Here is a 13419-nt window from a genome sequence, read left to right as displayed (position 1 = left end):
TACCCGCTCGCCAAGGACTCGATATGCCCAAAGGGCACTCTCGCATTGACCCACCATTAAAGTGGCACGGTGGGAAATTCTACCTTGCGCCCCACATTGTAAATCTGATGCCGTCGCACAAGCATTATGTAGAGCCGTATGCAGGTGGGCTATCAGTTTTACTTTCCAAAAACCCCGAAGGGATTAGCGAGGTTGTAAACGATCTCAATGAAGACCTGACCAACTTCTGGAAAGTGCTTCAGAGCGAAGACACTTTCGGCCGTTTTCAACGCGCCCTTCAAGCGGTCCCGTTTTCTGAGGCTGAGTGGGACAATGCGGCGGAGATTTCCGTTGGTGAGCCCATCGAGCGGGCGATCAGGTTCTTCATTCGATGCCGGCAATCGTTGGCCGGGAGAATGGATCGGTTCGCTCCTCTCAGCAAGACGAGAACCCGTCGGGACATGAACGAGCAAGCGAGCGCCTGGGTGACCGCGGTCGATGGCCTCCCCACCGTTTATGCTCGTTTGCGACGGGTGGCCATTCTCAACAGGGATGCCTTATCTGTGATAAAGGAACAAGATAGCCCCGGAACCTTGTTCTATCTTGATCCACCCTATCTGAGTGAAACCCGTACCTCTGAAGCGGTCTACGCTCACGAGATGACCGTCGCGCAGCATGAACAACTTCTCAATTCCGTGCTATCGTGCCATGGCAAGGTGATGCTTTCTGGGTACCACTCCGAGCTGTATGACAGGAAATTGCGGCGTTGGAAACGGCACGAGTTCGAGATCAAGAACCAAGCCGCTCAAGCTCGGAAGAAGCGAGTGATGACAGAGGTGCTGTGGTGCAATTTCCCCTGACGCCTTGATTGTTTCTAACACCACAAACCCGACCGGCCCGCGGGATCGATCCCGCGGGCCGGTCGGGTTTGTGGTGCGAGTGAGAACTCCGCAACTCGGTGCGTTCACTTCCCCTTGCCCTTCTTCTTCGCCGTCTCCGCCCCGCCCGCGCGGGCGGCCGTCTCCCCCATCCCGGGCATCGCTGGTGCCGATCCCGACGCCGTGACCGGCGGCAGGGGCGGAAGCTCGGGCGGCTTCGGCGGCGGGGGCGGGTTGTCCATGTGCCGGCGGAGGGCCGCCTCGACGACGTGCCGGACCTTCTCCCCCCGCTCCTCTGTGAACGCCCGCAGCCTCTCCCTCAGCCCCGTCTCGATCTCCAGGTTCAGTTGACTCGTGCCCGGTGTCACCCGCCGCTTGCCCATGTCGTGGCCCTCCATTCCAAGCAGTCTACACCGTCTCTACAGATAAGCAAGAGATGGGGCTTGACATGTCTGTAGAGACAGTCTACATTGTCTCTACAGACATGACGACTGGGCCAACCGGCCACACGAACGGGGGACGCGAGATGTTCGGAGCACTGATCCAGGTCGTGTGCGGCGTGGCCCTGATCGCCCTGGGCAACGTCGTCGTCGGGAGCGTGGTCCTGGCTGGGGCCGGGCTGACGGCAGCAATGAGCGGTGGCGAGGACGAGTGACGTGATTGACGCGGGCCGGGCGGTGCTACCAACACCGCCCGGCCCACTTCCCAACCCCTGAGTGAGCAGGAGTCGAGCAATGCAAGTGTACACCGAGCTTCTCCCCCCGACCAAGAGTGCCCCGCGGTCCGGCATCCGCTGGACGCCGGTCGGCCCCGGGACCGGGCTCCTCATCATCGAGAAGCCCCGGGTGATGGCGACCTACGCGGTCCGCGAGTTCCAGACCCCGTGGCCCGGCCGGGCGTTCCGGTTCGACTGCCGCGGCGGGCAGACCGACGCCGAGGGGGCGGCCGACGGGTACGACGTGTTCGTCCCCCACCGCGGGACCGCCTTCCAGTGTTCGTGCAAAGGATTCAGCTTCGGCCGCGGCAATCCGTGCAAGCACATTGAGGCCGTGCGGGCGATCCTCGCCAACGGTTGGATGGACTGCCCCGTGAACCTCGACGCCGACACCGGCCGCACCGAGGTCGAGGACCAGCCCGAGCAGCTCTGACCTGCACCCGCCCCGGGCCGCTCGCCCGCGCGGGCGAGCGGCCCCACCCCGACCGACACACCCCACCCACTGAGGACCGACCATGAAGACGGCGAAGAAGACGGCGAAGAAGACGGCGACCCCGAAGGCCGACCGCACGAGCGGAACCGCGAAGCCCCGGCAGCGGTCGGAGGAGCTGCGGCGGGAGATGGTGCGGCTCTACCACCTGGCGGAGCACATCGACGAGGCCTACCCCGGCCGCGGGGCCGGGGACTCGCTGTACGACTGCTTCGTAGCTGCGGCCTGTGCCTACGCCCGCGTCGCGGTGCGGGTCGAGAAGCCCGAGCCGCTCTGACTGCCCGCCGGCCCCCGCCCGCGCGGGCGGTGAGCTAGTGTACACCTGATACCATCCAGGGGCCGTGTCACCCAGAAGGTGACACGTCCCCCCCGCATCGGCCGACAGATCCCGCACCCCACCCGAGAGTTCCCCCATGTCGCAGATCGTCCGCCCCAAGCCCCGCCGCGTGACGCTCCCCCTGGAGCGGCTGCTGTTCGACACCGCGTTCCAGGTCCGCGGGGAGCCGTTCAACGAGGAGCACGTCCGCCGGCTCGTCGAGGCCCACGAGGACGGCGAGCGGTTCGAGCCGCTCGAAGTGGCCGAGGTCGCCCGGCCCGGGAGGTCGGCGGCCGACCCGTGGCTGTACGTGATCGACGGGTTCAACCGGGGCGAGGCGTACCGCCGCCGCGGGGTGTCCGGGGTCGAGTGCCTGGTGTTCGCCGGCACCCGCGAGGACGCCGAGCTGTGGGCACTCTCCAGCAACGCCCGGCACGGGATGCAGCGGACACCAGACGACTGCCGCCGGGCGTTCGACCGGCTCGTGTCGAACCCGCTCTTGCTCGCCCGCGTGATCGAGGCCGGCAAGCGGGCCGGCGGCACCGGCCGGGCCATCGCGAAGGCGTGCGGGATCAGCCACGGGGCCGTGAACGTGTACGTCCAGGCTGCCGGGCTCCGGGTGGACCGGATCACTGGGAAGATCATCAAGGCGGACGAGGAGTCACCGGAAGTGACCGCCCGCCGCGAGCTGGCGGCCGAGCTGAAGGACCAGGGCAAGACGACCGCGGAGATCGCCCGCGACCTGGGCATCAGCCCGGCGACCGTCAAGACGAGCATGAACCCCTCCCCGCCCGCGCGGGCGGGCAAGGGGTCTGCCGAGAAGCCGGCACGGGAACCGAAGGTCGAGGTGCGTTCGGCGGAGGATCCCGTGTTGGCCGGTGCGGAGGCGTCGCTCGCGGAGTTCAAGAAAGCGATCAGGACCGCCGGCAAGTGCGTCGAGGATCTGCTGAGGTCGCGGTATGCCCCGGCGATGCGTGCTGCTTTGAAGGCCGCGGGTTTTCCAACCGAGGTAACCGAGCGGGAGGAGATGGCCCCGATCGGCGAGAAGGGGCCGCCGAAGACGGTCAGGGTCGAGACGTGGACCGTGCCCGCCGCACTGGCCGCCGCGGCCAGTAGCGTCGAGGCCCGGCTCTACGCCGGGCAGGCCGAGTTGTGACCGCCGGGCGGCTACGTGGGTGGTCTTTACGCCACAGCCCGGGGAGCGCTCCCCGGGCTGTCCTCGTTCCCATCAGTCCGTGAATCGCGAGCGCCGACGCTAAGAGCACTCGTCCCGCACGCCGGGCCGTCAGCGTCGGCCCGTCCAAATGTCGAGGAGCTGGCCGCCGTCGGAGCGGACGCCCGCCACCTGCCGTGGGACCAGTGACGCGAGCCCGATAGCCAGGTTCAGGAGGCCGGCGGTGTTGAGCAACGCGGTGGGCACGTCCCCGGGGTAGAGCACGGCCACCGACCACCACCCCGGGCGGCCGGCCGCCTGCACCCGGGTCGGCGGCCCGGGGTTCCACGCTTGCGCAGCGAGAAGGCACCCGCAACCGAGCACGAGGTTGGTCAGCGGACCTGCCGCGAAAATGACGAACCAGGCCCGCCGGGTCGCGAGGTTGGTGCCGAACGCGACATAGGCGGCGGCCCGGTTCCACTCGGTGTTGAGCCGCACCCGGGGCGAGCCCCCGATCCACTCGATCTTCAAAAACCCGAGGACGAAGCGGAGGGGCGGGACGCCCGCCGCCAACCCGGCCAGGAGGTGCCCGACCTCGTGCAGGGCCACCGACGCGAACAGGACGGCCACGCCACCGAGGCACACGGTGAGGCTCGCCTGCAGGCCAACGAACCCGCCGACTACCATAACCTGCATGAAGAGCAGCAGGCCGACGGCCATCCCGAGCACAAACTCGAGCCCGACCACAAGAGCTCGCACGACCCAACGGGACATCGGAACCACCTCCTGCCGGGCTACCCCCACTAAGTTGTACTCGCGAATTCGAAACGTGAGGGAACCGCCCGGGGCGGACTTGCACTGCCTGGGATTCAGGCCGTCACGCGCGGGCGGGGAGCCTACCCGATCTCCGCGGCGACCCGTGCGGCGAGGGCCGCGTCCCGCTCGGCGTACACCTGGGTGACGTCGGCCCGTGCGTGGCCCAACAGGACCTGCGCGGCCTCCAGCCCGAACCCGTGGCGGACCTCCGTGGCGAAGGCGTGCCGGATCTGGTTCGGGCTCCACACCGGGACGCCAGCCTTCCCGGCCGCGACCCGGGCCGCGTGCGTGAGGGCGTGCGTGCTGTACTCCGCGGACGGGGCTCGCTTCGGGGCCGCCTTCTTCCGCCGCACCTGCGAGGGCGGCACCTTCGACTTCCGCTTGAGCCGCACCCGGGCGTTCCGTTCCTCCCGCTCCCGGGCCGGGGAGAACACCGGGGCCGCCGGATCGACCACGCACCCGGCGACCAGCACAACGGGCCGGGCAACGTCGCGGAGCAGGGCCGCGTCACGGTCCCGGCCCGCCTCCTGGTAGGCGTCGGCCATCGCCAGCCGGCCCGTGCGGTCGGTCTCCGGGTCCACCCCCTCCCACCCGGCCGGCGGCGGGTGGTCGTTCACGAGGAACGCGGCCAGCACGGCGCGGGCCTTCGGGCCGAGGTGGACCGCCCTGGCCCGCCCGTGGTACGCCGTCTTGTGGCGGCCGGGTCGGTACACCCACACCTCGCCGCGGCGGTCGATCTCGCCGACCGTCAGGCGGCACATCTCCCCGGGCCTCGCACCGGTGCAGCGGAGCAGCTCCACGACCGCCCGCAGGTGCCGGCTGAAGTGCGGCAGGCACGCTTCGACGTGGGCCGGGTCCGCGGGCCGAACGGGTTCCGCCTCCCTCGCCTCGGTCCGGCCGCGGCGGAGGCCGGCGAGCGTGCGGAGGGACTGGTACACCGCGACGGGAACCAGCTCCTCCGCGGTCGCCCACTTGAACACCCGCTTGATGCGGTCGGCGTGGTGGTTGACCAGGGACCGGCACCACCCGCGGCCGATCATGTTCTGCCGCACCGCGGCCAGTGCCCGGGGGCCGAACTCGGCGGCCGGCGTGTGCCCGTGGAGTTCGCGGACCGGGGCCACGGCCCGCTTGATGTTGGACACCTCCCCGGTCGGCGTCCCGTCCGGGTGGCGGTAGTGGGTGGCGGCCCAGCGGAGGTAGGCCAGCAGGATCTCGTTCACGGTGAGGTTCGCCGCGGCGGGCTTGGCGAGCACGGCCGCCGCCGGCAGCCTCTGGAGGTCGGTGATGACGCGATGGTACTCCAGCTTGCTCTCGGGGCTGCCGTACCTCCCGAGGAGCACGTCGCGGCGGCGGCCGCCGTCACTCAAAGTAACGACTGCCTGGCCGGATTGTCTGTGGAGGCGGTAGGTCGGGACGTGGTTGCGGGGCCGGGCCATGCGCTGCACTCCTGGGTTTCGCGGAAGACTTCCGCAAAATCCCTCGGTTCGTGCCGCGCTTCCGACCGCCGGAAGGTAAGCGTAAACGCTTCGGCTGAAGGGGTTTTCTGACAGTGCGCCCGGAGGGGATCGAACCCTCGACCACAAGATTAAAAGTCTCGTGCTCTACCGACTGAGCTACAGGCGCCGGACCCATTCATGGTAGCAGGCGGCCCGGGCGATTCCAGTCCGCGGGTGCGGCCGTGCGGCGGGCGGTCCCGATTCGGCGAATCTCCCCTTCCCAAATTCCGCGGCCCACGCTATTCCGCCGCCCGAGAACCGTCTCACCGGGCCAATGGAGTGTCGTCATGGGCGTGCGGAACGTGATGGTGGGGCTGGCGAGCGCGGCCGGCGGGGCCGCGGTGGTGGCGCTGGCGCAGGCACAGAACCCGAAGCCGCCGGCGACCGGGCCGGTGAAGCCCGCGGCGGCGGTCGCGCCCGCTGTCGCCACCGAGCCGGCGAAGGCCCCGGACCTGAGCACCATGGTCACCGAGGCCCGCACGGCGCTCGGCAAGCTCCGCGACTACTCCGGCACGTTCACCCGCCAGGAGCGGATCAAGGGCGCGCTGTCGGCCGAGCAGGTCGGCGAGATGAAGGTCCGCACCAGCCCGGCCGGGGTCTACGTCAACTTCGTCCGGCCCGAGGCGAGCGCCGGCATGGAGGTGTCGTACTCGGCGAAGAAGTCCAAGGTCGCGTACCGCCCCGCGGGGGTCGCCGGCCGCCGCGGGTTCCTGAAGATCGACGCCGACGACGCGAAGTTCCTCGCCGACAACCGGCACCCCGTCCCCGACTGGGGCATGGGGCCGATGCTCGAACTGGTCGCCGCCGCCGCGGCCCGCGAGAAGACGCTGAACAACCCGGTCGAGGTGTACACGTCCGAGTACCAGTTCGCGACCCGGAACGTGACCCGGTACGAGGTCCTGATGCGCCGCCCGCACGCCTTCCGGTACGCCGCGAAGGTGGTCGTGTTCGTCGACAAGGAGACGAAGCTGCCGGTGCGGTTCGAGGCCTACGACGACCCCAGGCCCGGCGCGACCACCGGCGACCTGCTGGAGGCGTACAGCTTCACCGACCTCAAGTTCAACACCGGCGTCGGCGAGAACTCGTTCGAGTACTGAGCCGCGCGGGTTTTCCCGGTCCCGGTGGGGCAGGCATTCTTGCCTGCCGCCGACCACACGGAAGGCAGACAGGAATGTCTGCCCCACCAGCCGCAATGCGAAACGCACCGCGCCCCGGGGAACGGCTCCCCGGGGCGCGGTGCGTTTCGCGGTGCGGGGTTTACCACAGGCGGATCGGGCCGGAATCGGGCTGCTTGGGGAGCCGGGTGTACGAGTGCCGCTGCGCGACCGACCCGGCGTGCTGGAGCAATTCGACGAACGCAACGTGCTGGCGCTCGGGTACTTCGTCGACATCGGCGACGTGCGGGCAGCCGTCGTCGGCGAGGCGGGCGAGTTCGTCGAGGTTCGGGCGCTTGCGTGTAACGGTCATCGGGTGGCTCCGGGTGGATGGCAGGGCGTCGCCGGTCATGCCGGAGGGTAAAGCAAAGTGCGTGCCGCCGGAGCGGGGCCGCGCCTTGCGGTCGGGTGCGGCCGTCTGCGATAATGAGTCGCACCGCAGGAGCGAGACATGACCCCAACCCTCGAATCGCTCGGCATCGACAAACTGAGCGTCGCGGACCGGATCGCGCTGGCGCAGGCGATCTGGGACAGCGTGGCCGCCGAGACCGAACCACCCGCCCTGACCGACGCGCAGAAGAAGGAGATCGACCGCCGCCTGGCCGCCCACGCGGCGAACCCCTCCGCTGCCGTGCCGTGGGAGCAGGTCGAGGCCGCCGCTCTGGCACGGATCTCCCAGTGAACTTGCCCGTCCGCCTCCTCCCCGAAGCCCAGGAAGAGTTCGACCGGGCAGCGGACTGGTACGCCGGGTACGGGGCGGACCTGGCGCGGGACTTCGTTGCCCGCGTCGGGGCCGTGGTCCGCAGGATCGCCGCGAGTCCCAGGATCCACGCCGTCGTGTACCGCGACGTGCGGAAGTCCGTGGTCCCGCGGTTCCCGTTCGTGGTGCTCTACCGAGAAGAGGCGAGTGAAGTGATCGTCGTCAGCGTCTTTCACACCTCGCGCGACCCGTCGGAGTGGCAATCACGTTTGAACTGACCTCCCCCCGCTCTCGTGTTGTACCCCGGCCCGCCGGGGGCATATGATGGTGTAGCCACTGCCCCCGAACCAAGCCCCCTTAACAGGTGACGACATGAGCTACATGGTTGACTCGTACCACGGCGACTCGGCCGCGGCCGCGCCGGTCAGCGAGCGGGTGCGGTTCATCCGCCGCACCTACGCGCACGTCGGCGGCGCGCTGGTCGCGTTCGTCGGCCTCTCGGCCGGCCTGATCGCCTCCGGCCTCGCGGACCAGATCCTCCGCGACGTGTTCATGGCCAACCGCCTCACGTGGATCGCCACCATGGTGCTGTTCATGGTCGGCACCACGGCCGCCCAGTACATGGCCCGGTCCCGGTCGTCGGTCGGCACGCAGTACGCCGGCCTGTCGCTGTACGTCCTGCTGTACACGCTGCTGTTCGTGCCGATCCTCACGCTCGCGTCGACCCCGGCCTACGGCGGGAGCCCGGCGCTGCCGCTCCAGGCCGGGTTCGTGACGCTCATGGTCGTGGCCGGGCTGACGACCGCGGTGTTCGTCTCGGGCAAGGACTTCTCGTTCATGGGGCCGGTCCTCATGGTCGGGTCGTTCGTGGCCCTGGGCGTCATCATCGCCGCGATGATCTGGGGGTTCAGCCTCGGGCTGGTGTTCATGTCGCTGATGGTGGCCCTGTTCGCCGGGTACGTCATCTACGACACCTCGAACATCATCCACCGGTACCGGACCGACGAGTACGTCGCCGCGAGCATGGCCCTGTTCGGCTCGATCGCGATGCTCTTCTACTACATCCTGATGCTGTTCATGAGCGGCGGCCGCAGCAACGACTGACGCGCGTGAACGCGAAGCACCGACGCGCGGGGGGCTCACGCCCCCCGCTTGCGTTGACGGACCCGCGGACCCGCGGAAAAAAGATTGACGCGCGGGCCGCTCCGGGTCAAAATGGGCACGTCCGTGGGACCGTTCGCATCACGTCACGTCCCAGTCAGCCGAGGCCGAACATGACCCTCTCCCGGGGCCGCCGCGCGTTCACGCTCATTGAACTACTCGTCGTCATCGCCATCATCGCGATCCTGATCGGCCTGCTGCTGCCGGCCGTGCAGAAGGTCCGCGAGGCGGCCGCTCGGGCCAAGTGCGCCAACAACCTGAAACAGGTCGCGCTCGCGCTGCACAGCTACCACGACGCCCGCGGCAACTTCCCCGCCGGGCAGGTGACCAGCGGGGGCACCAGCATCCTCGACAACAACTGGCAGACGTGGTCGGTCGAGATCCTCCCGTTCGCGGAGCAGGGGCCGCTGTTCGCCCTGTACCAGCCCGCGAAGCCGATGAACGGGGCCGACAACAAGGCGCTCCGCGAGAGCCGGGTGCCGCTGTACGAGTGCCCGTCGGACCCCACGGCCGGCAAACTCGAGGGGCCGGAGTCCGGCCCGGGGGCCGGGATCAAGTACGCGCACGGCTCCTACCGGGCGGTGTCCGGCCGCAGCGACGGGTCCGGGTGGTTCGACCACGCCGCCCAGAGCTACATGCCGCGGAAGTGGCTCGGCGTACTGCACGGCGACGCGGCCCCCGCGAGCCTGTTCCAGCCCCCGTCCTACACGGGTTCGGCCGTGTACATCGGCACCGAGCGGATCACGACCATCAGCGACGGCACGTCGAACACGCTCCTCGCGGGCGAGATGTACACGCTCACGCACACCACCCGGGGCACGTTCTGGGCTTACGGGTACGGCGGGTACAACTCGTCGGCCGGCGTCCCCGAGTCGCGGACCCTCATCAACGACTACGACCGGTGCGACGCGATCGGCGGCACCGGGGGCATCAACTCGTGCAAGCGGATGTGGGGCAGCAACCACCCCGGCGTCCTCAACTTCGCGTACGCCGACGGGGCCGTGCGGACCGTGCGGCAGACCGTGGACGCGACCGCGTTCGTCGCCCAGGCGACCATCGCCGGGGGCGAGGTCTTCACCGCCGAATAACCGGGGGCTCCGATGCGGGTGCTGACGCGGATCGGGGTGGCCGGGGTCGCGCTGCTGGCCGCCGCGTGCGGGCGCGAGCCGGCGTACGCGCCGGTGTCGGGCCGGGTGACGCTCGACGGGAAGCCGCTCGCCGACGCCGCCGTCGTGTTCCAGCCGACCGGCCGGGGCCGCGACGACGCGGGCGGGTACGGCTCGTCCGGCAAGACGGACAAGGACGGCCGGTTCACGCTCCGCGTCGCCGGGCCGGTCGAGGCCGCCGGCGCGCTGGTCGGCCCGCACCGCGTCTCGGTCACCACGCGGGTGGCCGAGTCCGCCCCCGGGAGCGACGAGATCGATTCGAAGAAGGGCGGCGAGCGCGTGCCGGCGCGGTACAACGCGAACTCGGAACTCACGTTCGAGGTGCCCGCCGTCGGCACCACCACCGCCGACCTCGACCTGAAGTCGAAGTAGGTGTCCGTCCGAGCCCGAGTGCCGAGCGACGGTCCACGATCGCCCATCGTGTTTGGTCCGAGCCCGAGCGCCGAGCGAGGGTTCACGTGAACCCTCGCTCGGCGCTCGGGCTCGGACCAGAATGGCCCGCCAAGCGTTCTCACTCCGGCACGCGCCCCGGCACCGCACCCGCCCGCCACGCCGCACGCGCCAGCGGCAGCGAGCGAAGCACGTCGATCGCCTTCTCCGCGAGCCACGTCCCGAGCAGCATCCCGGCGAGCATCCCCGCCGTCATGCCGACGAAGCTGCCGACGACCGTGGCCGCGACCGAGTCCGTCTCGGGCAGTGCGGCGCACCACCCGCCCGCGACCATGCCGAGCACCATCCCGACGTTCCCCCCGGTGAACATCGCGGCGCCGTGACTCCCGCCCGGGGCCGCGCGGCGCGGCAGCCACAGCATCGCCGCGTTCGCGAGCAGCAGCATCCCGCCCCACATCCCCGGCGACCCGAGTGTGCCGGCCCGCACCGCCTCGACGCACGCGCAACACCCGTGGTCGCGCAGCGGCTCGAACCCGGCATCGGCCCACCAGCCGAGGAGCATCCCGAGGTTGCCGAGCGTCAGCATTCCGAAGCACATGTCGAGCGAGTGCGGGACGCCGGCCCAGCGGTTCCAGACGAACGCGAGCGCGAGGCCCGCGAGCGCGAACCCGCCGATCACCAGCGTCGCGTTTGATGGGTCGAGGAGCAGCTCGAACGCGACCCCCTGGAGCGCGACCGCGATCCCGTGCAGCGCCGCCCGCACCGGAGCGCGACCCGCGGTGGCAGGCGTTGGAGTGCCGACCGCCGACTCGCGGAAGCAGTGGCCGGCCCGGGTGCCGACGCGCGCCGACGAGAACACGAGCGAGAGACTGGACGCGAGCATCAGGAGTGCGGCGACAACGGGGTGCAGCACGCCGCACGCCGCGAGGGTCATCCCGACGAGGTTGTACCCGAGCGCGAGGGCCGTGTTCCGCCGGGCGGCCCGGACCGCCTCGCGGCTCAGTTCGACCGCCCACGGCACCGCCCGCAGGTCGGCGTGGTACAGGGTGACGTCGGCCGCGCCGACCGCGAGGTCGGTCCCGCTCGCGAGCGCGACGCCGACGTGCGCCGCGGCGAGCGCGGCCGCGTCGTTGATGCCGTCGCCCACGAACAGCGGCTTCCCGCCGGCGGTAGTCGAGGTCGCGACGATCCGCAGCTTGTCGGCGGGGAGCAACCCGGCCCGTGCGGGAAGGCCGAGCGAAGCGGCGCGCTCGGCGGTGTCGCCGGTGAGCACCTCGACGCCGAGGCCGAGGTTGCGGAACCCCGTGAGCGCTTCCGGCACCGAGTCGCGAACGCGCTCCGACAGCGCCGCCGCGGCGACGAGCCGCCCGTCGAGCGCGACATCGACCCGATGCCCGCTCGCGCGAAGCTGCTGGGCGAGCGGGGGGCGTGAGCCCCCCGAGTTCTCGGTCGTCGCGACAGACTCAGGGGACTCACGCCCCCCGCTCGCGAAATCCGCGACCCACTGCGGCGTGCCAATGTGAACGAGGTGCCGCGTGCCGGCGGTCTCGACCTCGGCCTCGACGCCGCACCCCGGCACGACCCGCAGTTCGCGAACGCACACGTCGTCCCCGGGAGGTCGCGGGAGCTTCGCGAACGCACGCGCGACGGGGTGGTTGCACTTCTCCTCGATCACCGCCAAGAGTCCCAGCAGACGCGCGCGTTCCGCCCCGGTCGCGACCGTGACCACGTCGAGCAGCGAGAGGGCGTCGTCGGTGAGCGTGCCGGTCTTGTCGAGCATCACGCGGTCGACTTCCGCGAGCCGCTCGACGGCGTCGGCCGCCCGCACGATCACGCCCCGCTCCGCGAGCCGGCCCAGTGCCGACCACACGACCACCGGAGTCGCCAGGCCGATCACGCACGGGCACGCGACGAGCAGCACCGACATCGCGTGGAACAGCGCCGCCTCCCACCCGGCCGCGGTGAGCGCCGACCAGTACGCGAACGTGCCGAGCGCGACGACCACGACGAGCGGCAGGAACCACCGGCCGAGCGCGTCGGCGCGGGCCTGGAGTGACACCGGCCTGTCACTGGCGCTCGCGACGGCCGCGAGCAGTTGATCGACCTGGCGCTCGGTGCCGGGGGCGGTCGCCTCGATCTGGAACGCGGCGTCGTGGCTCGCGGCCCCGGCCAGCACGCGGTCCCCGGGCCGCCGCACCACCGCGAACGGCTCGCCGCTCACCGCCGCCTCGGACACGAACCCGGTGCCCGAGCGGACCACGCCGTCGACGGCGAACGTCTCGCCCGGGTGTACCTCGACCACGTCGCCCGGGAGCACCTCCCGGACGAGAACGCTCCGCGTTCTCCCGCGGTCGTCGACGAGCCGGCACGCATCGAGTTGCCCGGCCCACGCACGCGCGCCGGCCATCGCCGCGGCGCGACTGCGGGCACCGATCAGCTTGCCGAGCGTGTACACGACGAGCAGGATCGACACGACCTCGAAGTAGATGGTGCCGCGGCCGGTGACGTGCGCCTGGAGCGACGCGCCCATCGCACCAGCCATCGTGAGCAGGAACAGCGATTCGACCGTGACGCGGCCGCGGCGCAGTTCGAGCCACGCGGCCCGGAACAGGGGCGGCCCGAGCAGCGCCACGACGACCAGCGTCGCGCCGAGGATGAGCGTCTGCGCGCCCCAGCGCACGTCGGCGGGCACGTCGTCGTGCAGGTTCAGCGCGAGACCGAAGATCATCGACTGCGCGACGACGATGAGCGCGACCCCGAGGCGGACGCCGACGCTCCCGAGGCTGCGGGTCGCGGTGGGACGTGTGGGGGCGGTGTCGAGCTGGCGCTGCTGTTCGCCGAGGCTCAGGCACCCGTAGCAGCAGTACGCGGCCGCGGCGCGCCCGGGCCACGGCCGGCCGGCGTGGCCGCCCGCGGTGATCGGTCCCCGGCAGTAGTCGCAGAGGGGCATGGGCCAGACGTCAGTGCTTTGTGTTAGCCCTGGAAGGGCGGCGGATGGTAGCCAG

The 13419-nt window shown here is 70.5% G+C and carries 16 protein-coding genes and 1 tRNA gene; 11 read left to right on the top strand and 6 right to left on the bottom strand.

Annotation, left to right across the window (positions count from 1 at the left end; all coding sequences use genetic code 11):
* Positions 1-23 precede the first annotated feature (23 nt).
* On the top strand, positions 24-839 hold the full coding sequence (locus ACTIGN_RS30040) for a DNA adenine methylase (RefSeq protein ID WP_439630879.1): 816 nt from the start codon (positions 24-26) through the stop codon (positions 837-839).
* A gap of 104 nt (positions 840-943) precedes the next feature.
* On the opposite strand, the gene ACTIGN_RS30035 is transcribed toward ACTIGN_RS30040, so the two are convergent.
* Positions 944-1255: a hypothetical protein gene (locus tag ACTIGN_RS30035; RefSeq protein WP_439630877.1), complete on the bottom strand. Its 312-nt coding sequence runs from the start codon at positions 1253-1255 to the stop codon at positions 944-946.
* Between the two features lie 128 nt (positions 1256-1383).
* Between ACTIGN_RS30035 and ACTIGN_RS30030 the strand changes: the two genes are divergently transcribed.
* The 4 genes from ACTIGN_RS30030 to ACTIGN_RS30015 all read left to right on the top strand — a co-directional run bounded on the left by ACTIGN_RS30030 (position 1384) and on the right by ACTIGN_RS30015 (position 3534).
* On the top strand, positions 1384-1512 hold the full coding sequence (locus ACTIGN_RS30030) for a hypothetical protein (RefSeq protein ID WP_439630875.1): 129 nt from the start codon (positions 1384-1386) through the stop codon (positions 1510-1512).
* Positions 1513-1591: 79 nt separating this feature from the next.
* Entirely contained in the window at positions 1592-2005 is a 414-nt protein-coding gene (locus ACTIGN_RS30025) for an SWIM zinc finger family protein (RefSeq protein ID WP_439630873.1), read from the top strand.
* Positions 2006-2087: 82 nt separating this feature from the next.
* Positions 2088-2339, top strand: coding sequence for a hypothetical protein (locus ACTIGN_RS30020; RefSeq protein ID WP_439630871.1), 252 nt, complete (start codon positions 2088-2090; stop codon positions 2337-2339).
* 136 nt (positions 2340-2475) lie between these two features.
* A complete protein-coding gene (locus tag ACTIGN_RS30015; RefSeq protein ID WP_439630869.1) occupies positions 2476-3534 on the top strand; it encodes a hypothetical protein in 1059 nt (352 codons plus the stop codon).
* A 129-nt stretch (positions 3535-3663) separates the two neighbouring features.
* Here ACTIGN_RS30015 and ACTIGN_RS30010 read toward each other — a convergent pair whose 3' ends face one another.
* The 3 genes from ACTIGN_RS30010 to ACTIGN_RS30000 all read right to left on the bottom strand — a co-directional run bounded on the left by ACTIGN_RS30010 (position 3664) and on the right by ACTIGN_RS30000 (position 5970).
* Entirely contained in the window at positions 3664-4305 is a 642-nt protein-coding gene (locus tag ACTIGN_RS30010) for a site-2 protease family protein (RefSeq protein ID WP_439630867.1), read from the bottom strand.
* Positions 4306-4427: 122 nt separating this feature from the next.
* Positions 4428-5783 carry a tyrosine-type recombinase/integrase gene (locus tag ACTIGN_RS30005; protein WP_439630865.1) on the bottom strand — a complete coding sequence of 452 codons (1356 nt, stop codon included), beginning with the start codon at positions 5781-5783 and terminating at the stop codon, positions 4428-4430.
* 114 nt (positions 5784-5897) lie between these two features.
* Positions 5898-5970: transfer RNA gene (locus ACTIGN_RS30000), tRNA-Lys, on the bottom strand.
* 160 nt (positions 5971-6130) lie between these two features.
* Here ACTIGN_RS30000 and ACTIGN_RS29995 point away from each other — a divergent pair.
* Positions 6131-6940, top strand: coding sequence for a DUF1571 domain-containing protein (locus ACTIGN_RS29995; protein ID WP_439630863.1), 810 nt, complete (start codon positions 6131-6133; stop codon positions 6938-6940).
* Between the two features lie 160 nt (positions 6941-7100).
* Here the strand turns inward: ACTIGN_RS29995 and ACTIGN_RS29990 are convergent, their stop codons facing one another.
* Positions 7101-7310, bottom strand: a complete 210-nt coding sequence (locus tag ACTIGN_RS29990) for a hypothetical protein (RefSeq protein WP_439630861.1) — start codon at positions 7308-7310, stop codon at positions 7101-7103.
* Between the two features lie 138 nt (positions 7311-7448).
* Between ACTIGN_RS29990 and ACTIGN_RS29985 the strand changes: the two genes are divergently transcribed.
* The 5 genes from ACTIGN_RS29985 to ACTIGN_RS29965 all read left to right on the top strand — a co-directional run bounded on the left by ACTIGN_RS29985 (position 7449) and on the right by ACTIGN_RS29965 (position 10396).
* Positions 7449-7679, top strand: a complete 231-nt coding sequence (locus ACTIGN_RS29985; protein WP_439630859.1) for an addiction module protein — start codon at positions 7449-7451, stop codon at positions 7677-7679.
* A complete protein-coding gene (locus ACTIGN_RS29980) occupies positions 7676-7975 on the top strand; it encodes a type II toxin-antitoxin system RelE/ParE family toxin (protein WP_439630857.1) in 300 nt (99 codons plus the stop codon). The genes ACTIGN_RS29985 and ACTIGN_RS29980 overlap by 4 nt, the downstream gene beginning before the upstream one ends.
* A 94-nt stretch (positions 7976-8069) precedes the next feature.
* On the top strand, positions 8070-8801 hold the full coding sequence (locus tag ACTIGN_RS29975) for a Bax inhibitor-1/YccA family protein (RefSeq protein ID WP_439630855.1): 732 nt from the start codon (positions 8070-8072) through the stop codon (positions 8799-8801).
* A gap of 170 nt (positions 8802-8971) precedes the next feature.
* A complete protein-coding gene (locus tag ACTIGN_RS29970; protein WP_439630853.1) occupies positions 8972-9946 on the top strand; it encodes a DUF1559 domain-containing protein in 975 nt (324 codons plus the stop codon).
* Between the two features lie 12 nt (positions 9947-9958).
* Positions 9959-10396, top strand: coding sequence for a hypothetical protein (locus tag ACTIGN_RS29965; protein ID WP_439630851.1), 438 nt, complete (start codon positions 9959-9961; stop codon positions 10394-10396).
* Between the two features lie 139 nt (positions 10397-10535).
* Here the strand turns inward: ACTIGN_RS29965 and ACTIGN_RS29960 are convergent, their stop codons facing one another.
* Complete coding sequence (locus ACTIGN_RS29960) at positions 10536-13364, bottom strand: heavy metal translocating P-type ATPase (RefSeq protein ID WP_439630849.1); 2829 nt, start codon at positions 13362-13364, stop codon at positions 10536-10538.
* Positions 13365-13419: the final 55 nt, after the last annotated feature.

Origin of the sequence: Gemmata sp. (assembly GCF_051859125.1) — a bacterium.
Classification (GTDB): Bacteria; Planctomycetota; Planctomycetia; order Gemmatales; family Gemmataceae; genus Gemmata.
Note: the sequence above shows the minus strand (reverse complement) of the source record. Positions and strands in the feature narration are given on the sequence as shown.

Excerpts from the sequence above, each read along its gene's own strand:
- ACTIGN_RS30025 (WP_439630873.1), top strand. The coding sequence starts at position 1,592 with ATGCAAGTGTACACCGAGCTTCTCCCCCCGACCAAGAGTGCCCCGCGG.
- ACTIGN_RS30015 (WP_439630869.1), top strand. The coding sequence starts at position 2,476 with ATGTCGCAGATCGTCCGCCCCAAGCCCCGCCGCGTGACGCTCCCCCTG.
- ACTIGN_RS30020 (WP_439630871.1), top strand. The coding sequence starts at position 2,088 with ATGAAGACGGCGAAGAAGACGGCGAAGAAGACGGCGACCCCGAAGGCC.
- ACTIGN_RS29990 (WP_439630861.1), bottom strand. The coding sequence starts at position 7,310 with ATGACCGTTACACGCAAGCGCCCGAACCTCGACGAACTCGCCCGCCTC.
- ACTIGN_RS30035 (WP_439630877.1), bottom strand. The coding sequence starts at position 1,255 with ATGGAGGGCCACGACATGGGCAAGCGGCGGGTGACACCGGGCACGAGT.
- ACTIGN_RS29970 (WP_439630853.1), top strand. The coding sequence starts at position 8,972 with ATGACCCTCTCCCGGGGCCGCCGCGCGTTCACGCTCATTGAACTACTC.
- ACTIGN_RS29965 (WP_439630851.1), top strand. The coding sequence starts at position 9,959 with ATGCGGGTGCTGACGCGGATCGGGGTGGCCGGGGTCGCGCTGCTGGCC.
- ACTIGN_RS30040 (WP_439630879.1), top strand. The coding sequence starts at position 24 with ATGCCCAAAGGGCACTCTCGCATTGACCCACCATTAAAGTGGCACGGT.
- ACTIGN_RS29975 (WP_439630855.1), top strand. The coding sequence starts at position 8,070 with ATGAGCTACATGGTTGACTCGTACCACGGCGACTCGGCCGCGGCCGCG.
- ACTIGN_RS29960 (WP_439630849.1), bottom strand. The coding sequence starts at position 13,364 with ATGCCCCTCTGCGACTACTGCCGGGGACCGATCACCGCGGGCGGCCAC.
- ACTIGN_RS30010 (WP_439630867.1), bottom strand. The coding sequence starts at position 4,305 with ATGTCCCGTTGGGTCGTGCGAGCTCTTGTGGTCGGGCTCGAGTTTGTG.
- ACTIGN_RS29995 (WP_439630863.1), top strand. The coding sequence starts at position 6,131 with ATGGGCGTGCGGAACGTGATGGTGGGGCTGGCGAGCGCGGCCGGCGGG.
- ACTIGN_RS29985 (WP_439630859.1), top strand. The coding sequence starts at position 7,449 with ATGACCCCAACCCTCGAATCGCTCGGCATCGACAAACTGAGCGTCGCG.
- ACTIGN_RS30005 (WP_439630865.1), bottom strand. The coding sequence starts at position 5,783 with ATGGCCCGGCCCCGCAACCACGTCCCGACCTACCGCCTCCACAGACAA.
- ACTIGN_RS30030 (WP_439630875.1), top strand. The coding sequence starts at position 1,384 with ATGTTCGGAGCACTGATCCAGGTCGTGTGCGGCGTGGCCCTGATCGCC.